24 protein-coding genes and 1 tRNA gene are annotated in these 24,738 nt (G+C 39.6%); 11 read left to right on the top strand and 14 right to left on the bottom strand.

Going from position 1 to position 24,738, the window contains the following annotated elements; genetic code table 11:
* Nucleotides 1-53 precede the first annotated feature (53 nt).
* From EHQ59_RS16590 to EHQ59_RS16575, 4 genes are read left to right on the top strand one after another with little or no spacing between them, the layout of a single operon-like run.
* On the top strand, nucleotides 54-776 hold the full coding sequence (locus EHQ59_RS16590) for a FecR family protein (RefSeq protein WP_135620962.1): 723 nt from the start codon (nucleotides 54-56) through the stop codon (nucleotides 774-776).
* Between the two features lie 2 nt (nucleotides 777-778).
* Nucleotides 779-1,696 (top strand): DUF4384 domain-containing protein, encoded by a 918-nt coding sequence (locus EHQ59_RS16585; protein ID WP_135620961.1) that lies wholly within the window; start codon nucleotides 779-781, stop codon nucleotides 1,694-1,696.
* A gap of 41 nt (nucleotides 1,697-1,737) precedes the next feature.
* Complete coding sequence (locus EHQ59_RS16580) at nucleotides 1,738-1,941, top strand: hypothetical protein (RefSeq protein ID WP_135620960.1); 204 nt, start codon at nucleotides 1,738-1,740, stop codon at nucleotides 1,939-1,941.
* A 3-nt stretch (nucleotides 1,942-1,944) separates the two neighbouring features.
* Nucleotides 1,945-3,168 carry an LIC_12337 family protein gene (locus tag EHQ59_RS16575; RefSeq protein ID WP_135620958.1) on the top strand — a complete coding sequence of 408 codons (1,224 nt, stop codon included), beginning with the start codon at nucleotides 1,945-1,947 and terminating at the stop codon, nucleotides 3,166-3,168.
* Nucleotides 3,169-3,305: 137 nt separating this feature from the next.
* On the opposite strand, the gene EHQ59_RS16570 is transcribed toward EHQ59_RS16575, so the two are convergent.
* A complete protein-coding gene (locus tag EHQ59_RS16570) occupies nucleotides 3,306-4,448 on the bottom strand; it encodes a PHP domain-containing protein (protein ID WP_135620956.1) in 1,143 nt (380 codons plus the stop codon).
* Nucleotides 4,449-4,566: 118 nt separating this feature from the next.
* Between EHQ59_RS16570 and EHQ59_RS16565 the strand changes: the two genes are divergently transcribed.
* Nucleotides 4,567-6,030: an ArnT family glycosyltransferase gene (locus tag EHQ59_RS16565; protein WP_135620954.1), complete on the top strand. Its 1,464-nt coding sequence runs from the start codon at nucleotides 4,567-4,569 to the stop codon at nucleotides 6,028-6,030.
* Here the strand turns inward: EHQ59_RS16565 and EHQ59_RS16560 are convergent.
* Nucleotides 6,027-6,431, bottom strand: a complete 405-nt coding sequence (locus EHQ59_RS16560; RefSeq protein WP_135620952.1) for a thiol-disulfide oxidoreductase DCC family protein — start codon at nucleotides 6,429-6,431, stop codon at nucleotides 6,027-6,029. The genes EHQ59_RS16565 and EHQ59_RS16560 overlap by 4 nt on opposite strands.
* A gap of 67 nt (nucleotides 6,432-6,498) precedes the next feature.
* On the opposite strand from EHQ59_RS16560, the gene EHQ59_RS16555 reads away from it, so the two are divergent.
* Nucleotides 6,499-8,445, top strand: a complete 1,947-nt coding sequence (locus EHQ59_RS16555; protein ID WP_135620950.1) for a M3 family metallopeptidase — start codon at nucleotides 6,499-6,501, stop codon at nucleotides 8,443-8,445.
* On the opposite strand, the gene EHQ59_RS16550 is transcribed toward EHQ59_RS16555, so the two are convergent.
* On the bottom strand, nucleotides 8,416-8,991 hold the full coding sequence (locus tag EHQ59_RS16550; RefSeq protein WP_135620948.1) for an SCO family protein: 576 nt from the start codon (nucleotides 8,989-8,991) through the stop codon (nucleotides 8,416-8,418). The genes EHQ59_RS16555 and EHQ59_RS16550 overlap by 30 nt on opposite strands.
* The gene (locus tag EHQ59_RS16545) at nucleotides 8,988-9,311 is read right to left on the bottom strand and encodes a copper chaperone PCu(A)C (RefSeq protein ID WP_244245593.1); all 324 of its coding nucleotides are present in this window, start codon (nucleotides 9,309-9,311) and stop codon (nucleotides 8,988-8,990) included. The genes EHQ59_RS16550 and EHQ59_RS16545 overlap by 4 nt, the downstream gene beginning before the upstream one ends.
* A 121-nt stretch (nucleotides 9,312-9,432) precedes the next feature.
* On the opposite strand from EHQ59_RS16545, the gene EHQ59_RS16540 reads away from it, so the two are divergent.
* Nucleotides 9,433-10,452, top strand: coding sequence for an alpha/beta hydrolase (locus EHQ59_RS16540; protein ID WP_135620945.1), 1,020 nt, complete (start codon nucleotides 9,433-9,435; stop codon nucleotides 10,450-10,452).
* Here the strand turns inward: EHQ59_RS16540 and EHQ59_RS16535 are convergent.
* Entirely contained in the window at nucleotides 10,432-12,333 is a 1,902-nt protein-coding gene (locus tag EHQ59_RS16535; RefSeq protein ID WP_135620944.1) for a hybrid sensor histidine kinase/response regulator, read from the bottom strand. The two genes, EHQ59_RS16540 and EHQ59_RS16535, sit on opposite strands and share 21 nt — an antisense overlap.
* A gap of 23 nt (nucleotides 12,334-12,356) precedes the next feature.
* On the opposite strand from EHQ59_RS16535, the gene EHQ59_RS16530 reads away from it, so the two are divergent.
* From EHQ59_RS16530 to rktP, 3 genes are all read left to right on the top strand, one after another.
* On the top strand, nucleotides 12,357-12,623 hold the full coding sequence (locus tag EHQ59_RS16530) for a Sec-independent protein translocase subunit TatA/TatB (RefSeq protein ID WP_135620942.1): 267 nt from the start codon (nucleotides 12,357-12,359) through the stop codon (nucleotides 12,621-12,623).
* Between the two features lie 72 nt (nucleotides 12,624-12,695).
* Complete coding sequence (gene tatC, locus EHQ59_RS16525) at nucleotides 12,696-13,412, top strand: twin-arginine translocase subunit TatC (RefSeq protein ID WP_135621102.1); 717 nt, start codon at nucleotides 12,696-12,698, stop codon at nucleotides 13,410-13,412.
* Entirely contained in the window at nucleotides 13,409-14,509 is a 1,101-nt protein-coding gene (rktP, locus tag EHQ59_RS16520) for an Arg-Lys translocation region protein phosphatase RktP (protein ID WP_135620940.1), read from the top strand. The genes tatC and rktP overlap by 4 nt, the downstream gene beginning before the upstream one ends.
* Here rktP and bla read toward each other — a convergent pair.
* The 8 genes from bla to EHQ59_RS16480 all read right to left on the bottom strand — a co-directional run bounded on the left by bla (nucleotide 14,486) and on the right by EHQ59_RS16480 (nucleotide 21,677).
* The gene (gene bla, locus EHQ59_RS16515) at nucleotides 14,486-15,349 is read right to left on the bottom strand and encodes a subclass B1 metallo-beta-lactamase (RefSeq protein ID WP_244245592.1); all 864 of its coding nucleotides are present in this window, start codon (nucleotides 15,347-15,349) and stop codon (nucleotides 14,486-14,488) included. The genes rktP and bla overlap by 24 nt on opposite strands.
* A 98-nt stretch (nucleotides 15,350-15,447) precedes the next feature.
* Nucleotides 15,448-16,728 carry an ATP-dependent Clp protease ATP-binding subunit ClpX gene (clpX, locus tag EHQ59_RS16510; protein ID WP_135620938.1) on the bottom strand — a complete coding sequence of 427 codons (1,281 nt, stop codon included), beginning with the start codon at nucleotides 16,726-16,728 and terminating at the stop codon, nucleotides 15,448-15,450.
* Nucleotides 16,729-16,740: 12 nt separating this feature from the next.
* Entirely contained in the window at nucleotides 16,741-17,343 is a 603-nt protein-coding gene (locus tag EHQ59_RS16505) for an ATP-dependent Clp protease proteolytic subunit (RefSeq protein WP_135620937.1), read from the bottom strand.
* A 3-nt stretch (nucleotides 17,344-17,346) separates the two neighbouring features.
* Nucleotides 17,347-18,693, bottom strand: coding sequence for a trigger factor (gene tig, locus EHQ59_RS16500; protein ID WP_135620935.1), 1,347 nt, complete (start codon nucleotides 18,691-18,693; stop codon nucleotides 17,347-17,349).
* Between the two features lie 62 nt (nucleotides 18,694-18,755).
* Nucleotides 18,756-18,827, bottom strand: a tRNA-Gly gene (locus EHQ59_RS16495).
* A 208-nt stretch (nucleotides 18,828-19,035) separates the two neighbouring features.
* Nucleotides 19,036-19,731, bottom strand: coding sequence for a TenA family protein (locus EHQ59_RS16490; protein WP_135620933.1), 696 nt, complete (start codon nucleotides 19,729-19,731; stop codon nucleotides 19,036-19,038).
* Between the two features lie 11 nt (nucleotides 19,732-19,742).
* On the bottom strand, nucleotides 19,743-20,405 hold the full coding sequence (locus EHQ59_RS16485; protein ID WP_135620931.1) for an arylesterase: 663 nt from the start codon (nucleotides 20,403-20,405) through the stop codon (nucleotides 19,743-19,745).
* A 99-nt stretch (nucleotides 20,406-20,504) separates the two neighbouring features.
* Nucleotides 20,505-21,677, bottom strand: coding sequence for a DUF3095 domain-containing protein (locus EHQ59_RS16480; protein ID WP_135620929.1), 1,173 nt, complete (start codon nucleotides 21,675-21,677; stop codon nucleotides 20,505-20,507).
* Nucleotides 21,678-21,767: 90 nt separating this feature from the next.
* On the opposite strand from EHQ59_RS16480, the gene EHQ59_RS16475 reads away from it, so the two are divergent.
* A complete protein-coding gene (locus EHQ59_RS16475; RefSeq protein WP_135620927.1) occupies nucleotides 21,768-23,534 on the top strand; it encodes a glycoside hydrolase family 3 protein in 1,767 nt (588 codons plus the stop codon).
* Nucleotides 23,535-23,552: 18 nt separating this feature from the next.
* Here EHQ59_RS16475 and EHQ59_RS16470 read toward each other — a convergent pair whose 3' ends face one another.
* The gene (locus EHQ59_RS16470; RefSeq protein WP_135620926.1) at nucleotides 23,553-24,695 is read right to left on the bottom strand and encodes a hypothetical protein; all 1,143 of its coding nucleotides are present in this window, start codon (nucleotides 24,693-24,695) and stop codon (nucleotides 23,553-23,555) included.
* Between the last annotated feature and the right edge of the window lie 43 nt (nucleotides 24,696-24,738).

Here is a 24,738-nt window from a genome sequence, read left to right as displayed (position 1 = left end):
TTTTTTTCTGTTTTTTGACTTGTAAGTGGGAACTCTTCCATTATAAAAGTGGCATGACCCGTTATTCCTTACTATTTTTTGTATTCCTTTTCACAACTGCTCTCGCCGCTGAAGAAGTAGGTGTTGTCAGCTTTGTCCAAGGGAAAAATTTCATCTCGGCCCCTCGCTTCAAAAATAAAAAAGAAACGGTACGACTAGGGAGTGTCCTAAAAAAAGGGGACACGATCACAACAGAAGATGGCAGTTGCGAAATCCAATTGGCAACACAAGCAACCATCCGACTTTCGAAATTTTCTTCTCTCAAAATCGATGAACTCCTCAATCCCAAAACAAAATCCACTACCCTCAATTTAGTGGGTGGCAAGTTATTTGTGAAAGCACACAAACCAGCAAACGGTGGACCAAGTGATTCCCAACTGAGTGTCGTGAACCCGAGTTTCGTGGCGGGTGTCAGAGGGACAGAATTCCTAGTGGCGACTCCGAACCAAGGTGGGGAAGACGAGGAATTAAAAGATGTGGAAACGGGAGTTTACGTAAACGAAGGGACAGTCGCTGTGAGCCCAGACAAAAAAGGGAAACAGACATTGGTTGCGGAAAACGAAGAAGTTGTTCTTTCCGGCAAACAATTGAAAAAACAAATTTTAGATGAATTTGTAAAAGAAAAAATGCATATCTTCGAACAGTTCAAAGCCATCAAAGAAGAAAACTACCAACGCATCAAAGAACAGTACGAAAAAAACGATCAAATCATGAATGATTACAAAGGCCAAGGTTAAACATGAAACGTTTTTTGGTCATCTTCTCCGTTGCCATCTTATCCGTTTTTTCTGCGGATCGGACTAGCACGACACCAGTCTATAAAATTGCCGTCGAAGCCTATCCTTCCACCGAAGAGAGTCGAGTTTTACGAGATTTTATCAAAGAACAAATCCAATCCAGTGGCAGAGGCCAAATCAGTTTTACCTTTCCAGAATCAGAAAAACCTTCTTGGGACTTTGACAAAAAAGGAGATGCCACAGAAGAAACGAAAGCCAACTTACAAAAGTTAACGCAAGTGGACAAATTGGTTTTGGTTTCTTCAGAAGATGGACAAGCTCTCATTTCCTTTGTGGATGTTTTACACGAAACATTGGAGTATCGAAATGCTCTTCCGGAAACTCTCGCAAAAACCCTTGTCTCTGATTTCCTAAGTTACCTAGACAAAAAGAATATCTACCTCGCACTTTCCCATACCGGTTCGAATACATCTTCCCAAGTGAAAATCAATTCTCTCAAATCCACTTATGTGGCAGGAGAACCCATTCGTTTTGAATTGGAAACTACCGAGGACAACTTCGTATATGTTGTCCTGGTTCCTGAAAACCCAAAAGGGGAACCAGTTTTACTTTTCCCAAACCAAATTCAAAATGATAACTTTGTCAAAAAAGGGGAACGAGTGACGATTCCAGACAAACGGATTTCCTTTCGCGCTTCTCCCACACCTTCTAAAGATCGCATTCGTGCCTTCGTGACCCGAGAAGAATGGAAAGAATTCCAACTGCGTGGGAAAAAAGAGGATTCCTTTTACCACCTCTTACCACCTGCTGTGACTGGTACAAAAACCTTAGCACGTTCCCTAGTACCTCCACCAACCATCACCTCACCAATTGAACAAAGCCTTGTGACCGAGTGGGAGTACGAAATCCTTTCACGCTAATTTTCTTGCAAAAACCTCTCATACCTTTTGTTATATAAGGTATGAGATCATTCTTAGTTTCCCTCACCTCTGTTCTCACCATAAGTTTCCTGCTCTCCTGTTCTCTCTTTGAAAAAGAGGACAACAAAAAAGAAAATGCTCTGACGGCACTGCTTCTCTCTGTATGGGCTTACAACCAAGCAGCTGGTTGTTCTGGACCTAAGTCTGGATTTACCATTTGTATCCCGAAAGGGATCGCGGAGTAAGGTATGAAAAAACTCATCTTACTGGTTCTATTTTTATCTGTCAGCCTTCAGGTCTCTGATTTCCACAAACAAACAAGGAAATCCAAAGAAACCCTTCTTTCGGAAATTTTCACCGATGCCATCCACCTAGGCATTGGCACAGAAAAACTTTGGTCTGCAACGAGTGCAGACAACTGGGGGTTTGTGAGGCAGTCCGCCACTTGGGCGAGAGGAAACTCAGGCATCATCGACAACTTGATTTTGGGTTTAAAAAACGCAGGTTACTTCAATAACCCAGGGCAAGCGAGAACAGACGTATTAACGAATGTAAATTTAAGTGGAATTGGTTCTTCCACACTCACCATCAAAATCAATACACCGACAACTGGTGTTTCCTCGACTGCATACGCAAATACCAAGGATTTTAATCATTTTTTTGAGATCAAAAAAACAGGTGCCTCACAACCCTCCTTACAGTTGTTTTTTGATGATCCCAATACCACTCTTGGCAATGACGGAGCCCTCATCTACTACCGGTTAGTCGATTTTGGGAACCCTCAATTTGCCAATGTGGGAGATGTGATCACAGAAAGTTATACAGGAAATGAATCGGTTTATGGAACTAAATTTCAAACGTATACCTGGCGCAATGGTCCTGAAAATTCTTCTTGGATCAGTAAACATGGGCGAGTGGTGTTAACAGAAGTGGATTCGGGTAGGCAATTGTGTTTTAGAAGTGTCGTTCGACTCAGTTTTACAAAGTTAAAAGAAATCAATCCATCCAATTCAGCTAATTTAGAAAATCTCAAAACCATTTGCAATGCAAGACAAGGTACAGGCACTAGCGATAATATCTATTATACTTTAGCTTATATGCAGAAATTTGATTCCCCTTTTCAAACGACAGCGAAAGCTTCATTCTCCATGAATGCAACTAGACCGGAGACTATTTGCAATTTATTAGTTTCATCTGTACCAAGTGCCAAATTATCATACGGAATTTTTAATATCAATGGCTATGTAACAGACCAGTTAGACGCAAGCCAAGTGCCAGCAGACTATCCTAGCCCAACGGTTGGTGGTTCTGATTTTATGTCTGTGGATGAAGCCTTCAATCGCACTTTTGTTGCGAAAGATGATCTCATAACAAATCAAAATGCTTTAGGTCCAGTGAAACAATATGAAGACACATCGAAAGCTTACTTAGATGTCTTTGATGGAGCGGATCAGAATTTAAACTTTAAATAGGAAATCCAATTACCAATTAAATCCTTCCTGATCACATAGATGGCTTTTGGATCAAAATGATTCTTTTCCGATCTATCTTTGGTAAAATAAAGTTAGCATGCGTCCCCTTCTCAATTGGAAAGGATCAGTTCGTTTCCTTAGTTCCGAACTATTGCATTGGAAAGGATCGATCCCGTCAGGGCGATCAGTTCCACTCGGACATAGGGATCCGATTCTAAGATTTGATACGTCGCAGAATTTGTATCAGGGTTCACTTGTAACACCTCGCCGAGCCTGCCAATAAAACGAATTTCCAAATACCGTTCTTTGGAAGTCACTTGGATTTGGTTTTTTGCATTCACTTGGATCTCTGGAACTTTTGGATCCAGTGCTCCTTGGAAGAATTTTTTCACACAATAAAACGATCCTTCCTGTAAGGCTTGGACAATGGATGTTTGGTCTTTTGCTCCAGACTTGGTAACAATGTAACGTAAAAAACTTTCACCCTTACGACCACGTTGTTGGCCAAGAGTTTGGATGAGGTCTTTCCAATACGGTTGATCAAATTGTTTTACGATGGTTTCAGGAAAATAATGAAGGTCATCACTTGCCATACAGTGAACATTTTTACCAGAACTTAAGAGTGAATCTAGGATTTTAGTATCATCACCAAATGGAGAATACACTTCTACTGCTTGGAATCCTTCCAAAGATAACATCTCTTCTTTGGAATACGAATCAAATAGTTTCGGATGAGGGAGGATTACATATCCACCTAACTTTTTCATACGATCCATTACCCAATTGAGATTTTCTCGGGAGGCATAAATCGGGAAATAATCATAAAATGATTTTTGGATTCCAATCGCAAGGATATGTCGTTTTTTAACATTTTGTCCCCATTCCATTCCTCGAATGTAAGACTTGTCTTCTGCTTCAGAGATTTGGCCGTAATCAGTGATGGCGATATTGGCAAATCCTTCTTTTTTATATTCGTTTATGATTTCTTTTACGGTATGACGTTCTGGTGTGAACCAAACTTCATCCGAATGGGCATGGAGTGATATTTTTTCGCCATTTTCGTTTTTCCATGTTTCGTAGGGATTTAGAATTTTGGACCCTGAGAATGGTTTTTCGATGTTTTGTTTTGGTTTACGAAGGAGTATAACTACCGCTAGTTGGTATACAAATAAGATTCCAACAAGTGCTAAGGCAAATAGAGGATAACGGTACTTCCATAGGGAAGGCCTGACGACTTTCTCTTCTGTGACCAGGGTCGGCCCTGGAATGTGCAGTAACATAGGAAAAGTTTACAAAATCTATTTTCCAATTTGATTCCAGTTTTGTTACAAAATGAATACAAAGTCTTCCGGAAGAATTTGGTTTTGACAAGGCTGGCTGGGTTTTCCTTCTAGGATTGTGCAATTTTTCACTCCTAAACGGACGTTTTTCCTTCTCCTTTTTGTGCTCGTCGTGTATTTGTTTTGGGGGAACCACTCTCCCCTCGTGGACCAGGACGAAGCGGCCTATGCAGGTTTTGCGAAAACCATGGTAACATCAGGTGATTATTTACAAATGGAATTCCCCTACTCGGAACCCCATAAAAAACCACCTCTCCATTTTTGGATCACTTCGATATTCTTCCAGATTTTCGGAACAAACGAATTTGTATTACGACTCTTTCCTGCCCTTTGTATCCTCGGCACTTCTCTTTTGACATACCACCTAGCATCCGTAATGTTCAATAGTAGAACTGCCTTATATGCCTTCAGTATCCTTTCCTTTTCCTTATACTTTCCACTGAATGGGAAAATTGCCTTAGTGGATTCTTTGTTAGTCTTTTTTGGAATGATCGGATTTGTGAGCCTACACCATTTCCTTAGAACAGAAAAAACAGTTTATGCCTTTCTCTTTTGGATGAGTGTGAGTCTTGGTGTGCTCGTGAAAGGGCCACCCATTCTCATCTTTCTCGGTGGGACCTGTTTTGTATTACTATTTTTCACAAAAATACGCCCAATCCTTTGGAAACTCCATCCTTGGTTTGGTTTGCCTTTGGCACTATCACCCATCTTGATTTGGGGAACTCTTTCTTGGCAAAAGGATGGGGGAATTCTCATCCAATGGATGATCGATTGGTACATCTTACGAAGGGTCACAAATCCCGTCTTTGGCCAATCTGGTCCCCCCGGCACCTACTTCGTGTTATTTGTTCTCACCTTATTTCCATGGACAAGAGTTTATCTTTCCTTTTTAAAAGAAATATTTTGGAGACTTATCTCCCATTTACATGCAAAAGAAATAAAGGATTCTGTGTTTTCATCTTTTCGAAATGGAATTTTGTTACCTCTCTCCCCTAGATCTTACTTGATGGTGGGACTCATTTTTTCCTGGATCTTCTATGAATTTCTTTCGAGTAAATTACCATCTTACCCTCTTTCTGCTTATCCCATTTTATCCATTTTGCTTGCAGAACAATTATCCAAAAAACACAACCAAATTTATTTATACAGAATTTATCTTACCACTGCCATTTTGATGTTTTGTATCATTGGGTTTTTTCTAATACCAAAGTTTAGTGAAATGAGAAGGGAAACAAAATTGTTGGCTGATACGATTGGGAATCGTTTGGATCCAAATGAGACCTTATACTCGTTTGGTGGACTCGGAATCCCAAGTTTTGCATTTTATCTGAATCGGCCTATCAAAGAAATCCAGATGGATCAATTATTTCTGATCCAAGGAAAAATCCTTCTCACTGACTCAGATAAAATCATGTTAGATGCCTTAGGGATGAAAACATTACCAATAGGAGAACCCATCTCCATTTATGTTTATGACCGAAACAAATCCTTAAAACTCAGGTTAGTCAAAAAAATGCCTTAGTCCAAAAATCGACGTTTCAACTCGGGGGAAGGCATCATACAACTTTCTGCTTTGCCAAACCATTGGTAACGATGTTTGGCAATGAAGCGGTACACCAAGTTCCGAATTCCTCTCGGCACAATCCAAAACACAACACCTAAATTCCATGGAAAACGAAGCTCTTTTGTGATCCCAAGGATGGCATCGGATTCAACCAATAGATTTCTCTCGTTCCAATAGAGGATACTATCTGGGAGTTGTTTTTCCGTGGCCTCGGGGAAAAGTTCAAAGTATGTTTTGGAACCAATGTTTGAAAACAAAAGGGATTCTTTTTTGTTGTGTTTCAGTAGAAACTGAACCGATCCCATACAGAGATGACAAACCCCGTCGAAGAAGACAATTTTCCTTTTTTCCAGTGGCATACTTTCCTCGTAACTCCAATATGGCCTCTAAGGATTCGAAATCGAGTCTAATTTCCAAGAGGTGCCGATGTTTCCAGAATTTCATTCAGACAATCTAATCGAAAAAGAAAAAACCATTTTAGATAAGATGGAGTCTAACAAACAATTCATTGAGTCTTTACTCGGCCAAAGTTCCTTTTCCTTTCAAAACTTTTTAAAGCCTTACCAAAGAATCCAAACAGAACTCGGTGATTTCATTACTGAAATTTCTCATCTCAACTCTGTCAAAAACAGTGAAGAAAGCCAAACGATATATAGTCGTTTGTTACCAAAACTAAGCGAATATTATACGGACCTAGGTCAAAATGAAACTATCTTTGCGGCCCTTTTACAAATCCAATCCACAGACAAAAATATAAATCCTGAACAAAGAAAGGTGTTAGAAAATGAAATCAGGGACTTTCGATTGTCAGGTGTGGGGCTCGACACAACCACGAAAGAAGAACTAAAGAATATCCGCATCAAACTTGCTGATCTAACCAATCAATTTTCACAAAATGTCCTCAATGCGACGAATGCCTTTGCCCTTTCCTTAAAGGAAGAAGATGTCGCGGGGATTCCAGAAAGTGATAAAAATTCTGCCAAACAATCTGATGGAACTTATAAATTCACCCTTCATTTCCCATCTTACATTGCTTATATGACCTATGGTGAAAATAGAAAGATCAGAAAAGAACTTTATGATGCCTATTGCACAAGGGCTCCTGAAAATGGAAAACTCATCGAAGAGATTTTAGCACTTCGAGACAAAGAAGCAAAATTACTCGGGTTCGAAACCTATGCTCATTTGAGTTTGGCTACCAAGGTAGCAAACACTCCAGAAGAAGTGATTTCCTTTCTCGATCACCTAGCAGAAAAAGCAAAACCCATTGCCGAAAAAGAATACGTTGCCATCCAAGATTTTGCAAAATCTTTAGGAGAGGAACAGATTGAACCTTGGGATCTCACATACTATTCCGAGAAATTAAAAAAAGCATCCTTCTCTTATGACGAAGAAATCTACAGACCTTATTTAGAAAAAGAAACTGTGATCCAAGGCACATTTCAATTTTTACAACAACTACTCGGTGTTACCTTTCAAGAAGTAAAAACAAATGTTTGGGAGCCCTCTGTTCTATGTTATGACCTCATCGTAGAAGGAGAAACACGTTCCCGATTGTATTTGGATTTAGAAGTGCGGACTGAGAAAAAAGGTGGTGCCTGGATGCATAATTGGAAACCCCATTTCCAAGATGAAACCGGCAAAACAGAACTTCCGATTGCCTTTGTGGTTGCTAGTTTTCCAAAAGCAACCGCCACTCAACCCAGCTTATTACGACCAAGTGATGTGGTAACTCTCTTTCATGAATTGGGACATGCACTCCACCATTTACTTTCTAAAGTGAAGGAAGCCTTTGTGAGCGGAGTGAATGGTGTAGAATGGGACGCAGTCGAGTTCCCTTCTCAATTTTTGGAAAACTTTGTGTATGAACCAAAGGTCTTACAACTCTTTGCAAAACACTACCAAACAAAAGAACCAATTCCCAATTCCTATATCGAAACCATGGTCAAAGCAAAAAACTTTATGTCAGCCATGGGTGTTGTGAGACAATTAGAATTTGCTAAATTTGATATGTTGGTTCATAAAGAAAGACCAAACGAATCGCGAGTGCAAGAAATTCTAAACCAAGTCAGAAAGGAAGTGGCGGTTGTCACTCCTCCCTCTTACAACAAATTTCAAAATTCATTCACTCATATCTTTGCTGGTGGTTATGCGGCAGGATATTATTCTTATAAATGGGCAGAACTACTTTCTGCAAATGCATTTTATTCGTTTGTCGACAAAGGTGTGTTTGACTTAGAACATGCAGCACATTTCCGAAAAACAGTTCTGGAAAAAGGTGGATCTGCCAATGCCATGAACCTTTTCCGAGATTTTTACGGAAAAGATCCAGACATTGATGCCTTACTTCGTTTGAACGGAATTGCTGCTTAAGACTTGGATGGCTTTGGTGATCACTTCTTTCCCATCGGTAGACTTGATGAGTTTTCGAGTTTTCCGTTGGGAATCTAATACATAAATATACGTAGAATGATCAAACGATAACCCATCTTTTGTTTTTTCCACATAGGCTGCATATTGTTTTACGATTTGGTTGGTTGTGGATTGATCAAAACTAAATCCTGAAGCATTGGGTAAATAAAACTGTACATACTTGTTTGCGGTTTCCGAGGCATCTCGTTCTGGATCAATAGAAATAAAGATCACACGAAATTGTTTTTTCTCCGCTTCTGAAAAACCTTCAGTTGCTGCTTTGATTTTGGCCAATGTGTTTGGACAAAAATCAGGACAATACGTATAACCAAAAAAAACAAGTAACACTGGTTCCGAAAATGTTTTTAAATCTACCGTAGTTCCCGTTTTTTCGACAGCTACAATATTTCCACCTATAGGAAGTTCGGTGAGCTCCAAAGAACTCCCACATTGTGGCAAAAAACAGAATAGAAAACTAATACAAACAATCCACCGAACTTGATTCATAATGATTTGATCTCCACAATATGTTTCTCTGTTTTTCCATCGGAGTAATGGATTTCGATCCATAAATCTCCTTTCTCATTTTGTTTGTCATATAACATTAAATGGGTGCCATTTCGTTCCAAATCGATGGTTTCCTTGGGTTTGAGATGGATGGGATATTCCCATTTACGCATCCGCATAATTCCTTCTTTGTCAACAGACATGGTATGGAACTCAACTCTTTTGTATAGAGAACTTGATGCCGAAAGGATGGAGACGTCTATCTCTCTTGGGTTTTGGATTTGGCCATAAACTGCAGTCGTTTTCGCAAGATCAGGCACAGGTATTGTCCACAAAGTTGGATTCGGATTCGTTTTGTGACAGAAAACGAACAAATTGACTTGAATTAGTAACAGAATTCCTAAATTTGTAGTATTTACCTTTCGTAACAAGAGAACCTCGATGAGATTAATAATCAAATGGGTGACCGCCATCACTCTCATTCTATCTTCCTTTCTCCTATCCACTTACAAATGGTCTACTGGTGAATACAATTATGATTCCACTCGTAAATTTGAAAATTTTGAGACCTTTTACAAAAACGAACTAGAGATCAGCAAAAAAGAAAATACCAAACCAAACAACGAAGAGTATCTTCTCCGAGTCTCCGAAGAACCAACACCAATCGCCATTTTGTATCTCCATGGATTTGGAGCAAGTCGTGGTGAAGGGGAAGAAGTCACAAACAAACTCAGCGAATACTTTGGCGCCAACACCTACTATGTTCGTCTTCCAGGTCATGGAACCAATATCGAAGACCATTTGAACACTCCCTTCCAACGTTACTTACAAGATGCAGAAGATAGTTTACTATACTCAAAAGAACTGGGTCACAAAACAGTTGTCATTGGGACAAGTATGGGTGGAAACATCGCAACTTACCTTGCGGCCAAACACCCAGAGCTTGTGGATAGTTTGATTTTAGCTTCTCCCTTTTATGACTTTGATGATCCAACAGCTCATCTCTTTCGATTTTATTGGGGAAAATCATTTATTGATGCGATCAAAGGAGAAATCCGAATTTCCAAAACAGATCCAAAAGATGAATCAGCGAAATACTGGTATTTGGATCAGTATTATGGTGCCATTCAAAACATCTTAGATCTCAAACGATTTATGGACAAAGAAAATCCTTATCCCAAAGTGAGTGCACCTACTCTCCTCATGTATTATTACAAATCAGAACGAGAACATGACTTTGTGGCTTCCGTAAATGCGATGTTAGCCGTTTTTGACAAAATCCAATCTGGTCCCAATGCCAATCCAAAAAATCGATTGTTAAAAGTGGAAGACGGAGCACATGTCCTACTTTCCAAATATGTTAAAACCGATAAGGTCTTACTTGAAAAAGAAATGATTCAATTCATCAAGGATACAACGGGAGCTGAAGAAGTTAAAAAATCAAAGAAATCCAAACGATAACAAAATCGTTTCATACAATTCATCTACGGATATTGGTTTTGACCGAACCAATATCCCTTCATTTGAAAGTTCTTCGGCATCCAAACCATCCATATTCCCTGTATATAAAACAGAAGCTAAATTAGGATTGGATTGTTTGATCTTTCGAATCAAAACAAGCCCACTCATCTCTCTCATTCGATAGTCAGACAAAACAAAATCAGGAATACTTTGATTTAAGCATTGTAATGCTTTAGAAGAACTTTCAAACAATTTTGGTTTGATTTGTTTTTGTGACAAAACAAAGGAGATGGCTTCACTTGCCGCTTCATCATCTTCCACAATCCATATTTCTTTTTTTGCAATTTCCGACCAAACATCTTTTGGTTTCGGATCGTTACTTGTCGTATAAGATTTTAGAATTGGCAAAGACTCTTCCAATGGGAGGTAAATGAAAATTTTTAAAGTCATTGGGTCTGGTTTGTCTAAATAAAACTCACCACCCCAATTTTTGACATACCGATTGATCAAATGGATTCCAGTCCACTGAAAGTCTTCATCTTTAAAATTCACAAGGTCCAAAGTAGTCAGTTCTGATAAACTGGGTAATGACAATCCACTGAATTCTAACGAAACAAGTAATCGAACTTCATCTGTCGGTTTGGTTTGGATTTGCACAAGTCCCCGTTTCCGATCATCCCAAACAAAAATGCCACCTGAGGTGAGTTCACAAAGGATTTTTGAAAATTGAACTGCATCAACCTTTGTAATCAAAGCTGATTTATAAAAATCAAACTGAGCTTCCACATTTTTTGGTAACCCTGCCACAAGCAGAGGGATTGTGGATTCCACCACAGAAGAAATATCAATTCTGGAAATGGAATGTTCGTTTTTTGTTTTGGAATAATGAATGATTCTATGAATCATGGAACGTGCGTTATCTGCACCTAATCGAATCTTTTCCAAATACTCCAATACTTCAGATTCGTTAAATTTACCAGAAACGATTTGTTCTTTTCCCAATTGTGAAAACACATGAATGGGTTGCAGGTAATTGTTGAGATCATGGGCGATATTGGTCGCAAGGCTTCCAATGGTTTCCATTTTTTGCGAATGTAACTGATAGGACTCCAATTGTTTTTTTTCTGTGACATCATCCAAAAACACATAATAAAAATCTGGTTTCCCTTGTGAGTTCCGAAACGCACTAATACGCCGATAAACATTGATTCGCCTTCCATCTTTACGGGTAAGTCGTGATTCTTCCGCCCCTTCTTTAAAGAAACTAAAGTATTCCATCTCTTCTTCAGAGATTGGTTCCCCTTTGATCCGTTTGATATTGAGGTCTGTCAGATTTTGAAAACTATAACCTGTGATTTCTGTAAACCTTGGGTTGATGCGAAAGTATCCACCTTCCCAATCCTGTAAGGCCATCCCTACCGATGCGTTTTCGAAAAGCCCTAGAAAAAATTGGATTTGTTCTACTATATTGATTTCATTTGTTTTTTCGTTGGTTACATCCCGCACAAATACAATTTGTAAAGATGAATCCATGGACGGAATGTTCACTTTTCTTTTTTCAAATTGGAACCACCGAACAAGCGTTTCGTTAGGCATTTGAAATCGGAAGTCACCTACGATTTGTTCCCGATCATTTAGTTTCAACGGTGATAGAATTTGTTCCCGAAAAGTTTCTTTGTCTTCCAATGAAACCCAAGCAAGTAAATCAGTTTCTAAACATTCTTTCCCTGGTTTTTGGCAACCAAGGTTGTCTTTAAAAAAGTCATTGGAAAATAAAATTTGGCCAGATTTTGGGTCGGTGAGATAAACTCCACCAGAAAATAGGTTCGGCAAGACCTTAAAGAATTCTATCATTCCGCTTGCTTCCAGATTCGTTTGCATAACTCTTGCCTTAAGAGGGAAATATGCCATCCAATCCGTTTTCTTTTCAAGCACCTATTGCTTTTTTTAATTTAGGACCGTGGGAGATTGCACTCATCGTTTTTTTAGCCTTACTTTTTTTTGGTGGAAAACGATTGCCTAGCCTTGCCAAAGATCTGGGTTCTGGGATCAAAGAATTTCGAAAGTCTCTTACGGGACAAGACGAGGAACCTTCACAAACCAGTTTTCCTGTAGAAGAACCAAAACAGGCGCAGTCTCAACCCAAATCTACAAAAAAGAAAAAAGCTTAATCCATCCCATTGGCTGAAAAAAAAAGAACCGCACTGCCACTGCCGGAAGATTCGGAAACCAGGGAAAAGTATATGTCCCTGGGAGACCACTTAGAAGAGCTCCGGCAAAGACTCATTTATTCCATTCTCGTTGTTTCCGTGTTTATGATCGGAACCTTGTATTTTGGAAGTGAAATCCATAGTTTTCTCATCCAACCTTACAAATCGGTTCTCGGGCCCGATGCTCATTTTTTTCAGATCCAACTCATGGCACCGTTTCTCATTTATTTGAAAACGTCCTTTATCTTATCGGTTCTTGTATCCCTACCCTTTTTACTCTATATCCTTTGGGGTTTCATTGCACCTGCTGTGGATCCAAGGACGGAGAAATGGGGAAAGTTCATCATTCTTTTTTCTACCTTACTCTTCTGGTCTGGTCTTGCTCTTTGTTGGTTTACTGTCTTCGAAAATTTTTTACGAGTTTTCCTTGTGGTATTACGACCCGATGGAGTGGACCCTTATTTACCGATTGATGAGTATTATGATTTGTTTTTCAACCTACACTTAGTGTTTGGAGCTTCGTTCCAACTTCCGATTGTTCTCATTTTACTTGGTCGTATTGGAATATTGTCCTCTAAGTTCCTTATTTCTCGATGGAGGGAAGCAGTTCTTATCATCGCGGTTGTATCTGCCGTCTTATCACCAGGGCCAGATGTATTTTCAATGCTTATGTTACTATTGCCACTCAGCTTTTTATTCTTTTTATCTGCGATCCTCATGCGTTTATTGGAAGCCACTGATTCAAAATGAGTTACCGAGTCAAACTACCCATCCTTCTAGGTATCATTAGTTTTTTATTTTTTTTCATTCATTTTTTATTTGCTGAATTCACCTTCTCTCATTGGCAAAATCCAAAAGGGGAAAACACTCTCAACTTCAACTTGGTTGGTATTTACAGTTCTTTTCTTTTGGCTTTGTGTATTAGTTTTATCGTATATTATTTTCTTGGATTTTTATACCAATACATCCTTCATATCGTTTTTCATATCCAAGATAGCGAAAACGAGATCCCAAAAGACATTCGAAACCTCAATCGAAATTCCGATGAATATAAAATTTACAAATCTGTGATGTTCACGTTATTACAAGGGGAAGAAGGTCTAACAGAGGAACAATTTGAAAACAAATTTGATTGGAAAACGATCCAAGCTTCTTCTGTTAATAAACAAATCCCCGACATCAAAATCCCAAATACACCAGGATTTGATGTAGCCGTATTTCCATCGATGATGCGTTATGCGGGTGCAGACTACATTCGAATGGTTCGCGCAAAAGATGGTCTTTTTGGAATCATTGCAGGCCATATGGAACCTGGAATTTTAGAATCATCGGAAAAAGTTTTTATCCATGGGATCGTATCTTCTTTTGGGGATGGACTTTTTTCTACGGAAGAATTACTCGAAAAATTAAAATTTGCTCTCCACCAATTTGCTTTTTTAAAATTAAAACTCTCTGCATTTGTGATCCAAAACAAAGATGATAAAATGTCTTTTTTACACTACATGGATATGCCTATCTTTCAGTTTTCTGACCATGGCATCCAAGTGATTGAAGGAAGTGGGGATGACCATTGGTATCCCAATCACAAACATCCAATTTCGATGGCCGATGGGATTGAGGTAGGGGATTATTTGGTTTGGGCGAGTGATAGAACGCTTACCCAATTTGGCCTCACTTCGTTTGAAATCATGGAAGAATTTGTGGACTACTTACTCGACCTGCGGCCAAGTTCCTCTCGCCAGATGTTACTAGCCATAGCCAAAAAAATGAGTTCTCTCGGACGGGAAAGAAATCTCACAAACCCAATGGAAAAACTTTCGATCTTAGTGGTTCGGCGAAACAAGTAAACGCAAAGTATGACGAAGTAAATCGAGTTTCCCCCAATTCCCGTGTCCTGGCACAACCACTTCGGCATCAGGATACCGGGCTAACACTCGTTTGACTGAAGATTCCCACAACATCAAATTCGCATCTTTAGTGTTGCCCAAATCGGACGCATCCAAATCCTTCACAAGACAACCACCAAAAAGGATATGAGTTTCTGGTAACCAAACCACAATATTATCAGGGGAATGGCCATGTCCTGGGTAAAACACTTCCACGGAAACTTTTCCAGCAGCCAAACGAGTTTGGATGTCAAGGATGGGACTTGGAATTCCATATCCATTCTCCTTGGCTAATTTGGCTGTCAATTGGGTGCTATAAACAGGGATTTTCTTTTTTTGAAAGGAAGAAACTCCCGCCATACGGTCGTCATGTGCATGGGTCACAATAAGGAATAGAATTTGTTTTTGAAACTTTGTCTGGATACTTTGGATGAGTTCTTCTGTTTGTGGTTCGGTCCATGGAGTGTCGATCACAACCACACCCTTATTTGTTAATACCACAAGTCCATTGGATGGGTAAAGTTTCCCTTGGAAACTGCCAAAACTTTTGTGGATCCAAACCGATTCTTTGATTTTGATCCATTCAAGAGACTGAGTCTCTACTGTTTTTTTAGGGGAAAGGATTTGGGATTGAGATTCTTGTGGGAGAGGATTCGACTCCACTTTCTTCAGTTGGCAGTGGGTGAGTAAAAACCCCATCGCGATTGAAAATATCAAAACTCGGAATCGAATGTAGGAAGGTTTGGAGAACCGATGGTATCCGTTTTGATTCAGATTGAAATTGAAATTGATATCGAACATACAGGACTCCAAAAAAAAACCTATCAGAATGATAGGTTTGATTCGTTTTACTAAATCTACAAATTTAAATTGTAAATCCAGAGTTAGTATTTGGAATTCTAAGCGATTTTTTCGATATCACCTTTTAGAATTGTGATCGGTGCCTCTTTTTTGAGAACAGTTTCATCTGTTACCACCACTTCGAGCACATCTTTTCTAGAAGGAATTTGGAACATGAGTTCCATCATAATCTCTTCTACGATGGCACGAAGTCCCCTCGCTCCACTTTCCCGTTTGATTGCCGTTTGTGCAATGGCCTCAATCGCTGCTTCCGTGAACTTGAGTTTCACGTTTTCGATATCAAACATCTTTTGGTATTGTTTGAGAAGGGAGTTTTTGGGTTCCGTAAAAATGGATTTCAAACTGTCGATCGTTAACTCGTCTAGAGTCGCAATGATAGGAAGTCGCCCAATAAATTCTGGGATCAGACCAAATTTCATCAAATCATCAGGAATCACATGGTGAACCATGGATTCCCCTTCTTCGATTTTTCTTCCTCTGTCGTTTACAACTTCATTCGAATGGAAACCAATGGATTTTACACCAACACGTTGTTTGATGATGTCAGTGAGACCCACAAAAGCTCCTCCACAAATGAAGAGGATATTTTTGGTTTCAACTGGGATGTATTCCTGATGAGGGTGTTTTCTCCCACCTTGTGGTGGCACGTTTGCAACTGTCCCTTCAATGATTTTAAGAAGGGCTTGTTGTACCCCTTCTCCACTCACATCACGAGTGATAGAAGCAGAGTCAGACTTACGAGAAATTTTATCAATTTCGTCGATGTAGATGATTCCCATCTCCGCACGTTTCACATCATTATCAGCGTTTTGGATGAGTTTGAGAATGATATTTTCTACGTCCTCTCCCACATACCCTGCTTCTGTGAGTGCCGTTGCATCTACGATCGCAAATGGAACTTTTAGAATGCGAGCGAGTGTTTGTGCGAGTAAGGTTTTTCCAGAACCAGTAGGTCCAATGAGCATGATATTGGATTTTTCCAATTCCACGTCTCCCGCCTTACGTTCGTTATGGAAGATTCGTTTGTAGTGATTGTATACGGCAACAGACAAAGCTTTTTTGGCTTGTTCTTGTCCAATCACATACTGATCTAAGATTTTTTTGATTTCAGTTGGTTTTGGGATTTCTCCCACAATCGCAGTTTTTTCACCAGTTTGTGGTTCTTCTGCGATGATTTCGTTACATAAGGAAATACATTCATCACAAATGTAAACTCCAGGACCTGCAACAAGCCTTCTTACTTCGTCTTGGGCCTTTCCGCAGAAAGAACAATGTAACTTTTCTCTGGAATTCCCTGTTTGGCTTGCACGTTTAGTCATGGAGACGCCTCCTTAGGCTTGTATCATTTGTTTGCGTTCTAGGATCACGTTATCAATGATACCGTATTCTTTCGCTTCCTCAGCACTCATAAAGAAATTTCTTTCCGTGTCTTTTTGGATTTGCGCTGCAGGTTTTCCGATATGTTTACCATATAAATCGATCAAAGTGTTCTTCGTCTTGATGATTTCTTTTGCAGAAATCTCGATATCAGAAGCTTGCCCACCTGCTCCACCGTAAGGTTGGTGCATCATAATTCGAGAATTCGGAAGGGCAGATCGTTTTCCTTTGGCTCCACCTGCAAGTAACAGAGCTGCCATGGAAGATGCCTGACCAATACAAAGGGTTCTCACTTCAGGTTTGATGAGTTGCATGGTGTCATAAATCGCAAGTCCTGAACTCACATACCCACCAGGGCTATTGATGTAGAGGTAGATATCACGGTCTGGGTTTTCTGCTTCTAAAAACAAAAGTTGTGCACAAACAGCATTCGCGTAGGTATCGTCAATGCCGGAACCTAAAAAAATAATTCGATCCCGTAGAAGTCTTGAATAGACATCCATACGATCGATGCCACGGCTTGTTTGTTCTGAAACATATGGTAATAATGTGGACATAGTTTACTCTTCTTTCCCGCTAAGAATTTTCTCAGCTTCTTCCGTTGAAATTGCTTTGGGCGATTTTTTCTCTACCTCAGCGTAAACAAACTCGTCAATTTTATCAAACAGGAATTTGTCACGGTAGTAGGTTTCTGCCTTCTGTTTTTGGACTTCTTTTTTCAAAGTTTCGGCAGGAATTCCTTGGGCAGTGGCTTCTTTTTCGTAACCGGCTTCCACTTCCTCGTCAGAAATGACGATTTTGTAGTCATCCGCGATTTTTTGCTTCAAAATGTAAGTTTGGATGCGTTTTTCCGCAGCTTTGGAAAAGGACTCACGCACTTCTTTTTCTTCTTTTCCGAGGCGTTTTGCGTAGTCGGAAAGGGAAGTTACCGGAAGGCCAAATTCACGCATGAAGTTTTTGAAAACTGTTTCCGTTTCTTCTTCAATGAGGGATTCAGGAATGATGAATTTCGATTCTTTGATGATTTCGTTGTAGGCGTCATCTGTTGCACGTTTGGTGAGTGCATTCCCAAATATCTCAATCAGTTGTTTTTTGGTTTTTTCTTTTAACTCTTGTAAGTTGGCAGAACCATCTACTTCGGAAGCAAAGTCGTCATTGATTTCAGGGTATGTTACTTTGTAAATCGCAGTGACTGTTACTGTGTAAATGATGGATTTTCCAGCGGACTCAGGAGAAGCTGGATATACATCTGGGTAAGTGAATGTGAACTCTTTTGTTTCATTTAACTTCATCCCAAGTAGGTTCGTTTCAAAACCAGGAGGGTTTTGAGGAGCACCCATTTGGAATTTTCCAACTTGGTTGGCATCCGGGTATTCTTTTCCCGTTTCTTTGAACTTATAATTGATTTCGAGTAAATCCGCCGCTTCCACTGGTTCGCCTTCTTCTTTCAAAGAATTGCGAGCCATATTTTTTTGGATTCCTTCCAATTCTTTTTGGATATCGGTTTCCGAAATTTTAATTTCTTTTGGTTGGATTTTGATTTTCTTTAACTTTGGTAAGGTGACTTCTGGTTTGGTATCGTAAGTGGCTTTTGCCTTGGCACCCGTATTTTTATCAAAGGTTTCCATTTGGAATTGTGGCAAACGAATTGGTTTGTGTTCCAATTTGTCAAAGAGGTCAGCCATCGCTTGGTTTAACATGATGTTGGCAGCATCGTCCATTACGGTATCACCGAGGACTTTTTCGACCATATTCAGAGGAGCTTTTCCTGGTCGAAATCCAGGGATTTTTACTTTTTCAGCTGCATTTTTGTAAGCCTTTGAGTAGGCGGTGCGGACTTCTTCAGCGCTAAATTGAATGCTGAGGTCACAAGTGGCGTTATTATTTTTTTTAGCAGTAAATTCCATCGTATTATATCCAGTGTAAAAAAAGAGAGTGTAATGGAAAGAAAAAGAAGAAGACCTTCATTAGCGGGAAACGGGACTTGAACCCGCGACCCTCTCCTTGGCAAGGAGATGCTCTACCGCTGAGCTATTCCCGCAGAAGGTTTGTGAAACCATCATTTGGAATCAGGACAAATCGGCAAGGAAAAAAGACGAAAAAGGGTAAAACAAATGGTGGGTTTGCGTGGGGAAACCTGGTACAAACGAGTTATCTGTGCCAAGATTTTAGTTCCCGATCGAGTTAAGATAGGTTTTGCCTCTATACCCCATGCTAAAATCAAAACCCCATAACCAACTAACAGATCTTTATCGAGATGGCCAACTTTGGTTTGTCCAAGCCTGTTCCCAAAACATCCATTCATAATTACAACTTTGTTGGAAGGCTAACTTTGCTCTGTTTTTGCTTCCTTGATCAGAAACCAAGGCATACTTCTCCACTCGCGCGAGAAGATTGGTCATGTAGTCATTAAACCCTGGATCGGAATACATCGTAAGCCAAGAAGCATAGGGATGGTCTTCTGGAATGGATCCTTTCTCACGTAAGAAGTGTTGACCTAGTTCAATGTAGAGCCAAGGGCAAGGGGCAATGGCACAAAAACCCTCAAGGACAGTGCCTCGCATAGCCGTTGTCACCATATGATTTTGATACGCTAGGTTATTCGGAGTGGCTTCCGTGTCAGCGATGGTCTTTGCATCATACCCTAATGTTTTTCCATAGCCCAGATGGAGTTGTCCTTCTACCACAAGAGCCATCCTTGCCGCATCGATCAGCCAAAGTTTATCTTCTGGGTCTGTTACTTTTGTGGAAAGAATGGCACAAGCATCAGAGAAAGCCTCTAAGTATTTTGCATCTTGGATTTGGTAAAATCGAAAGAGTTTGGGATCGAGAGTGCCGTCTGCTAAAGCCAAAACGAAAGGATGCGTAAAGGAAGCACCAAATGAAGTTTTGGCGAATGTTTTGCATTCATTGGCAAATGGAGGGATGGGGAATGGACTCTGCATCGTATGAGTTCCTATTTTTCTAAAAGTGGTTTTAAGTAAGGGTAGACTGTGTCAGCCACAAGTTTATGACCTTCTTCAGTGGGATGGATTCCATCTTTTTGATTGAGTTGACGAATGGTGGCTACTTTTTCTAAAATAAAAGGGACCAAGGGAACCGATTCTTCTTTTGCAAGTTCAGGATAAATTGCATTAAATGCATTGCCATATTTTTTTCCCATATTGGGTGTTGCGATCATTCCAACTAACAAAATTTTGGTGCTAGGATATTGTGATTTAATTTGTTTGATCATGGAACGTAGGTTTTCTTTGGTCACAGCAGGACTGATTCCCCGTAACATATCATTTGCTCCTAACTCAAGGATAAAGACTGTTGGTTTTTCGGCAAGCACCCACTCCAACCTTCCAAGGCCACCACTGGTTGTGTCACCTGAGACTCCCGCATTTGTCATTTGATACGAATACCCTTCTGCATTGATCCGATTTGTCAGAACATGAGGCCATGCGTCCTCATAATTGGTTAGGCCATAACCAGCGGTTAAGGAATCTCCAAAATACACAATTCGTTTGGTCTCATTGGAACCTTGAGAACCATTTTGGTTTTCTGATTCGGAAGTCGCGGGTTTACCGCAGGCAAGGAAGAAACATAGAATAAGAAGTGATAATCGAAGAACCATCACTTCTTAGATTGGCATGGCAAATGAAAAATGCAAACTTTTTTAACGTGAAACGTTGGCTTCGATTTTGACCCTATTCGAAGAAATCCATGTTTCTTCCTAAAATTTCCCTTTAAGTTTTTCTTTTAACGATTTGGCGGCCATAGCAAAACCGCCATCGGCTCCATCCACAAAATGCACTTCATCGGAAGAAGCTACTTTTAAAACACAGGTCATGAGTGATCTGTTAGAAACAAAAAGTCCATAATGTAACAACCCTTCCCCTTCTAACTTTTGTAAGAAGGACTCGAGTGCCAAACGATGTTTTTTGGATCCATCGATCACCATCTTTAGTGTACCATCGTATTTACGAAAGTCAGCAGACATCACTTGGTATTCTTTCAAACGGTTGAGTGAATAATGACCAGATTTGATTGGAAGATTCCACTTCATTGCAAGAGCCATCAATGTCCGTTCCACCCAAATCTGTAATAAGGTTAAGCGGTAACGAATTCCAGAATGTTTTCCTGTCCTTGCAATAGCTTCCTTTCGTAAATGATCTCCATTGTCCAATTCAATCTGATTTAAACTGAGTGGATGGTAATCTTTTTCTTCCCCATATTCAGAACGTATAAAATGTAACACACGTGTGATGATCTTTTTGCAAACTTCTAAATCAGAATGATTCGGTTTAACGATGAGGGATACAACTTCCCCACGTTCACTAGGCACATCTTTCCATCGACAGGTAAATCCAGTGAAGTCAGCAGGTAGAATTTTTTCGTTTTCACGAACCAAATAAGATTCATCTTTCCCTTCTTTGATCCATTGTTCTGCCAATGGTAAAGCAGTTCCAAAGAGAGAACACTGCACGTAATGATCAGAGGCCTTAAACTTACTTAAAAATAATTCCGTGCCAGCTCGATACAATTCTTGGACAGGAACAATTCCTGCACGCATTTCCAAATCAAATGCTAAACGAACTTGAGAGATGGTGTCAGCAATGGCAGACCGAATCGGAAAGAGCAAATTGATTGGTAACAAAAAGGTAACACCATCACCACCAAATACAAAAGGAAAGTCCATATGCCCATAGACATTGGCAACAGCAATTGCGGTTAACCCACCAGCAGTATTCACATCCTTATAACGACCTTCTTCGATTGCCTTCGTGGATCCGACAATGTCGGTAATGAGTACAAACCAATCGTCAGGGACTTTGGTTACCGTTGTCCCTTCAAAGATATTTTGAAATTGGGAACTGGGTTTGAGGTTTTTATAAAAATCATCCATCATAGAATCAGACGGATCAAACCAACGACAAAGGAGAGATTTTTCGTAGTTGTCTTAGGAAAGCATCTTCTAAAACCTATATCATAGTCTATGAATCAAGTTCTCTTACGCACCAGTTTTTCCCTGTTTCTTTTGTTTGGATTTTTTGGATCTTCTTATTGTTTCGGTTTTTACCTCACGGAACTTGCAGCCAATGAAAGGAAACAATGGTTAGAAGAAAAAGCATGGTCCATCACCAATGCGATGACAGACGAAGAACTAGTGGGACAAACCATCCACATTGCCATCCCTTCAAGGACTGTGGACCAAACTGCACTCGATGAAATCAAACAAACAAAACCAGGTGGGATCATTCTCTTTGGAAAAAATTTGGGTAAAAAAGGAGAGATACTCTCTCTCACTGAAAACTTACAATTGGCAGCAAAAGACAATGGGCTCCAACCTTTTCTCATTTCCACCGACCAAGAAGGGGGACGAGTGTTTCGTGTCCAAGATGGGATTACTCATTACCCAGGAGCAATGGCAGTTGGACAAACAGGGAAAAAGGAATGGGGAGAAATAGTTGGTTTTGTCACTTCTTATGAACTAAAGAGTTTAGGTCTTAATTTTTTATTTGCGCCAGTTCTGGATATCAATAACAATCCACTCAATCCAGTCATTAACACGCGTTCGTTTGGATCCGATGTGAATCGAGTGTCGGAAGTGGCTGTTGCTTATGAAAAAGGAGCAAGAGCCGGTGGATGTTTACCTGTGATCAAACATTTTCCAGGACATGGGGACACCACAGTGGATAGCCATTTAGGTCTTCCCATCATAAACAAAAGTCTACAAGACCTAGAAAGATTGGAACTTGTTCCTTTCAAACAATCCATCCAAGGTGGGGCAGAAGCAGTTATGTCAGCCCATATCGTGTATCCTAAAATTGATCCCAATTTTCCAGCGACTTTATCCAAAACGATCCTAACAGATATTTTGCGAAACTCATTACAGTTCGATGGCATCATCATTACGGATGCTATGGAGATGCATGCCATTTCTAAAAATTACGAAAAAGATAGGCCTGGTGTTCTCACTATCCTTGCTGGTGCTAATATCGTTCTTCTCACAAGTTGGGGAGAGACAGCAAAAAAATTCAAAGCACAACTATTGGATGCTTACAAACAAGGAGAATTCCGTTTTGTAGACAATGATGGAAAACAACACGATATCCTAAAACAAGCGGTACAAAAACAAATTCGAAAAAAATTAGAACTTGGAATTTATGATAAACATTCCATAAGTCCGAACATCTATGAGGAAAACCAAAAACAAAAAGATTTTTTGGTTACCTGGGAAAAAGAACGAAATGACCGTTATACGAAACTTGCCCAGTACCAATTTTTTGCAAAAGAAATCAACGAAGACTCCATTCGTGCCTATCCAAAACCGGTGGTCACAACAACGATTTTGCCAGAACAAACGGTTTCTTTTGTGAAAAATGGAAAATTAAAAGAATATCTCAAATCAAAAAAGATCCAATCCTTTCCTATTAAATCATTTGCCAGTGTCGCCAAACAAAAGTCATACTCAACGTTTGTATTTGATTCCACCTCAGAGCCGGAAATCCTAATAATTGTCAATCTTGCAAAAAAACACCCAAACAAACGTTTTCTCGTTTTACACGGAGGAACACCATTTATCCAACTTCCAACAGTACGAAATCTAGAATATTTGCTTTCGTTTTCTCTTACAACGGGTTCTTGGGAAGCATTGGGTGCAAAACTCACTTCTGGAAATGAAATTCCAAAAGTGGATTTGATTTTATTATCGAAAGAAGCAAAAACACCATCCAAAGGTGCTTTTCCAGAAAGTTTATAAATTAAAAATCGCGGAAGCTTACGTTAAAACTTCTCTCACTCCACCACGTTTGCGGATTTCTTCATACAAAGATTTCCGCATCGTTTCATCTGCATCCACGTATCGCAAAAGGAATAAATCTGACTTTTGTTTGGTGGGCATCATCTTCGCACGGATATGAAACTCAGGCCCTTTTTCAAAACTAAAACTCACTTCCCAAAGGTCTTGGTGTTTCCAAATCTCAGAGGAGATTCCAGTAGGGAAGGTAAACAAAATCCCTCTGTCTGACAATCGTTCCGAAAGAGTGATAAATGGTTTTGCAGTTTCTTTGATATCAAAACGTTTTTCGTTATTTTCTTTTTGGTCTTTTGCAATCCGTTTCAGAACTTCTAATTGTTTATCAATGTTTTCTTCGCTTAATATTAATTTGTTTTTATCTAATTCTAGATCTTTTTTCTGCTCAGGTGGTGGCCAAGGAGAAACGGTGATCGACATTTTGTCGAGTAACATCAAATGAGATTCCCCTTTCCTTTCAATTTTCCCATTAAAATGGAAAATCACTCCACTTTCATTCGTACGAATCACTCTACCATCTAACAAATAACCACCACTACTTGGACGAAACACATACAATTTTGCTTCTTTTCCTGGAACGAGTAAATCTTTTGAAATTCCTTTTGCTGATAACAAAAGTTCATCTGAAGTTTTTTGCATCACATAGGTAAGTTCTTCTCTTCCATCTGCTTCCAGGGCTGCCACTTCCCCAATAGTTAAATCATTTAAGGATAAAATTTCTTTTTTGAATTCCACGCCAGAACGAAACAGTTTATCAAAAAGATTCACTTCCTTCTCTGTTGTATTTGCAGTTGATTTTAAAAAATAACGATACAGGGCATTTTTGAGTTTGTTGCGGTTTTCTGGTAAAAGATACATTTCCCGTTCGTCATCATTCAGATGGTCATAAAAACTATGTAAAATATTGAGTTCTACTTGGTTACATTTGCGTGCGATGGCGTAACGTTGGAACTCCACCCAATGGTTGACCACACTTGCCTGTTTATTCTGTAAATAATTCATGAACTTAACGTAAATGAAGGCAGCAAGTCCCATTAAGAGAATGTAAAAGATGTAGATTGTATCAAATTTTGGAAAAATCCAAACGACCTGTGCCATAAAATTCATAAATTACTTTTCCTCATATCTCCGTTGTGTCGAATGGAAGCAA

It is taken from the genome of Leptospira kemamanensis (genome assembly GCF_004769665.1).
Lineage (GTDB): Bacteria > Spirochaetota > Leptospiria > Leptospirales > Leptospiraceae > Leptospira_A > Leptospira_A kemamanensis.
This window is presented reverse-complemented; position numbering and strand designations above follow the sequence as displayed.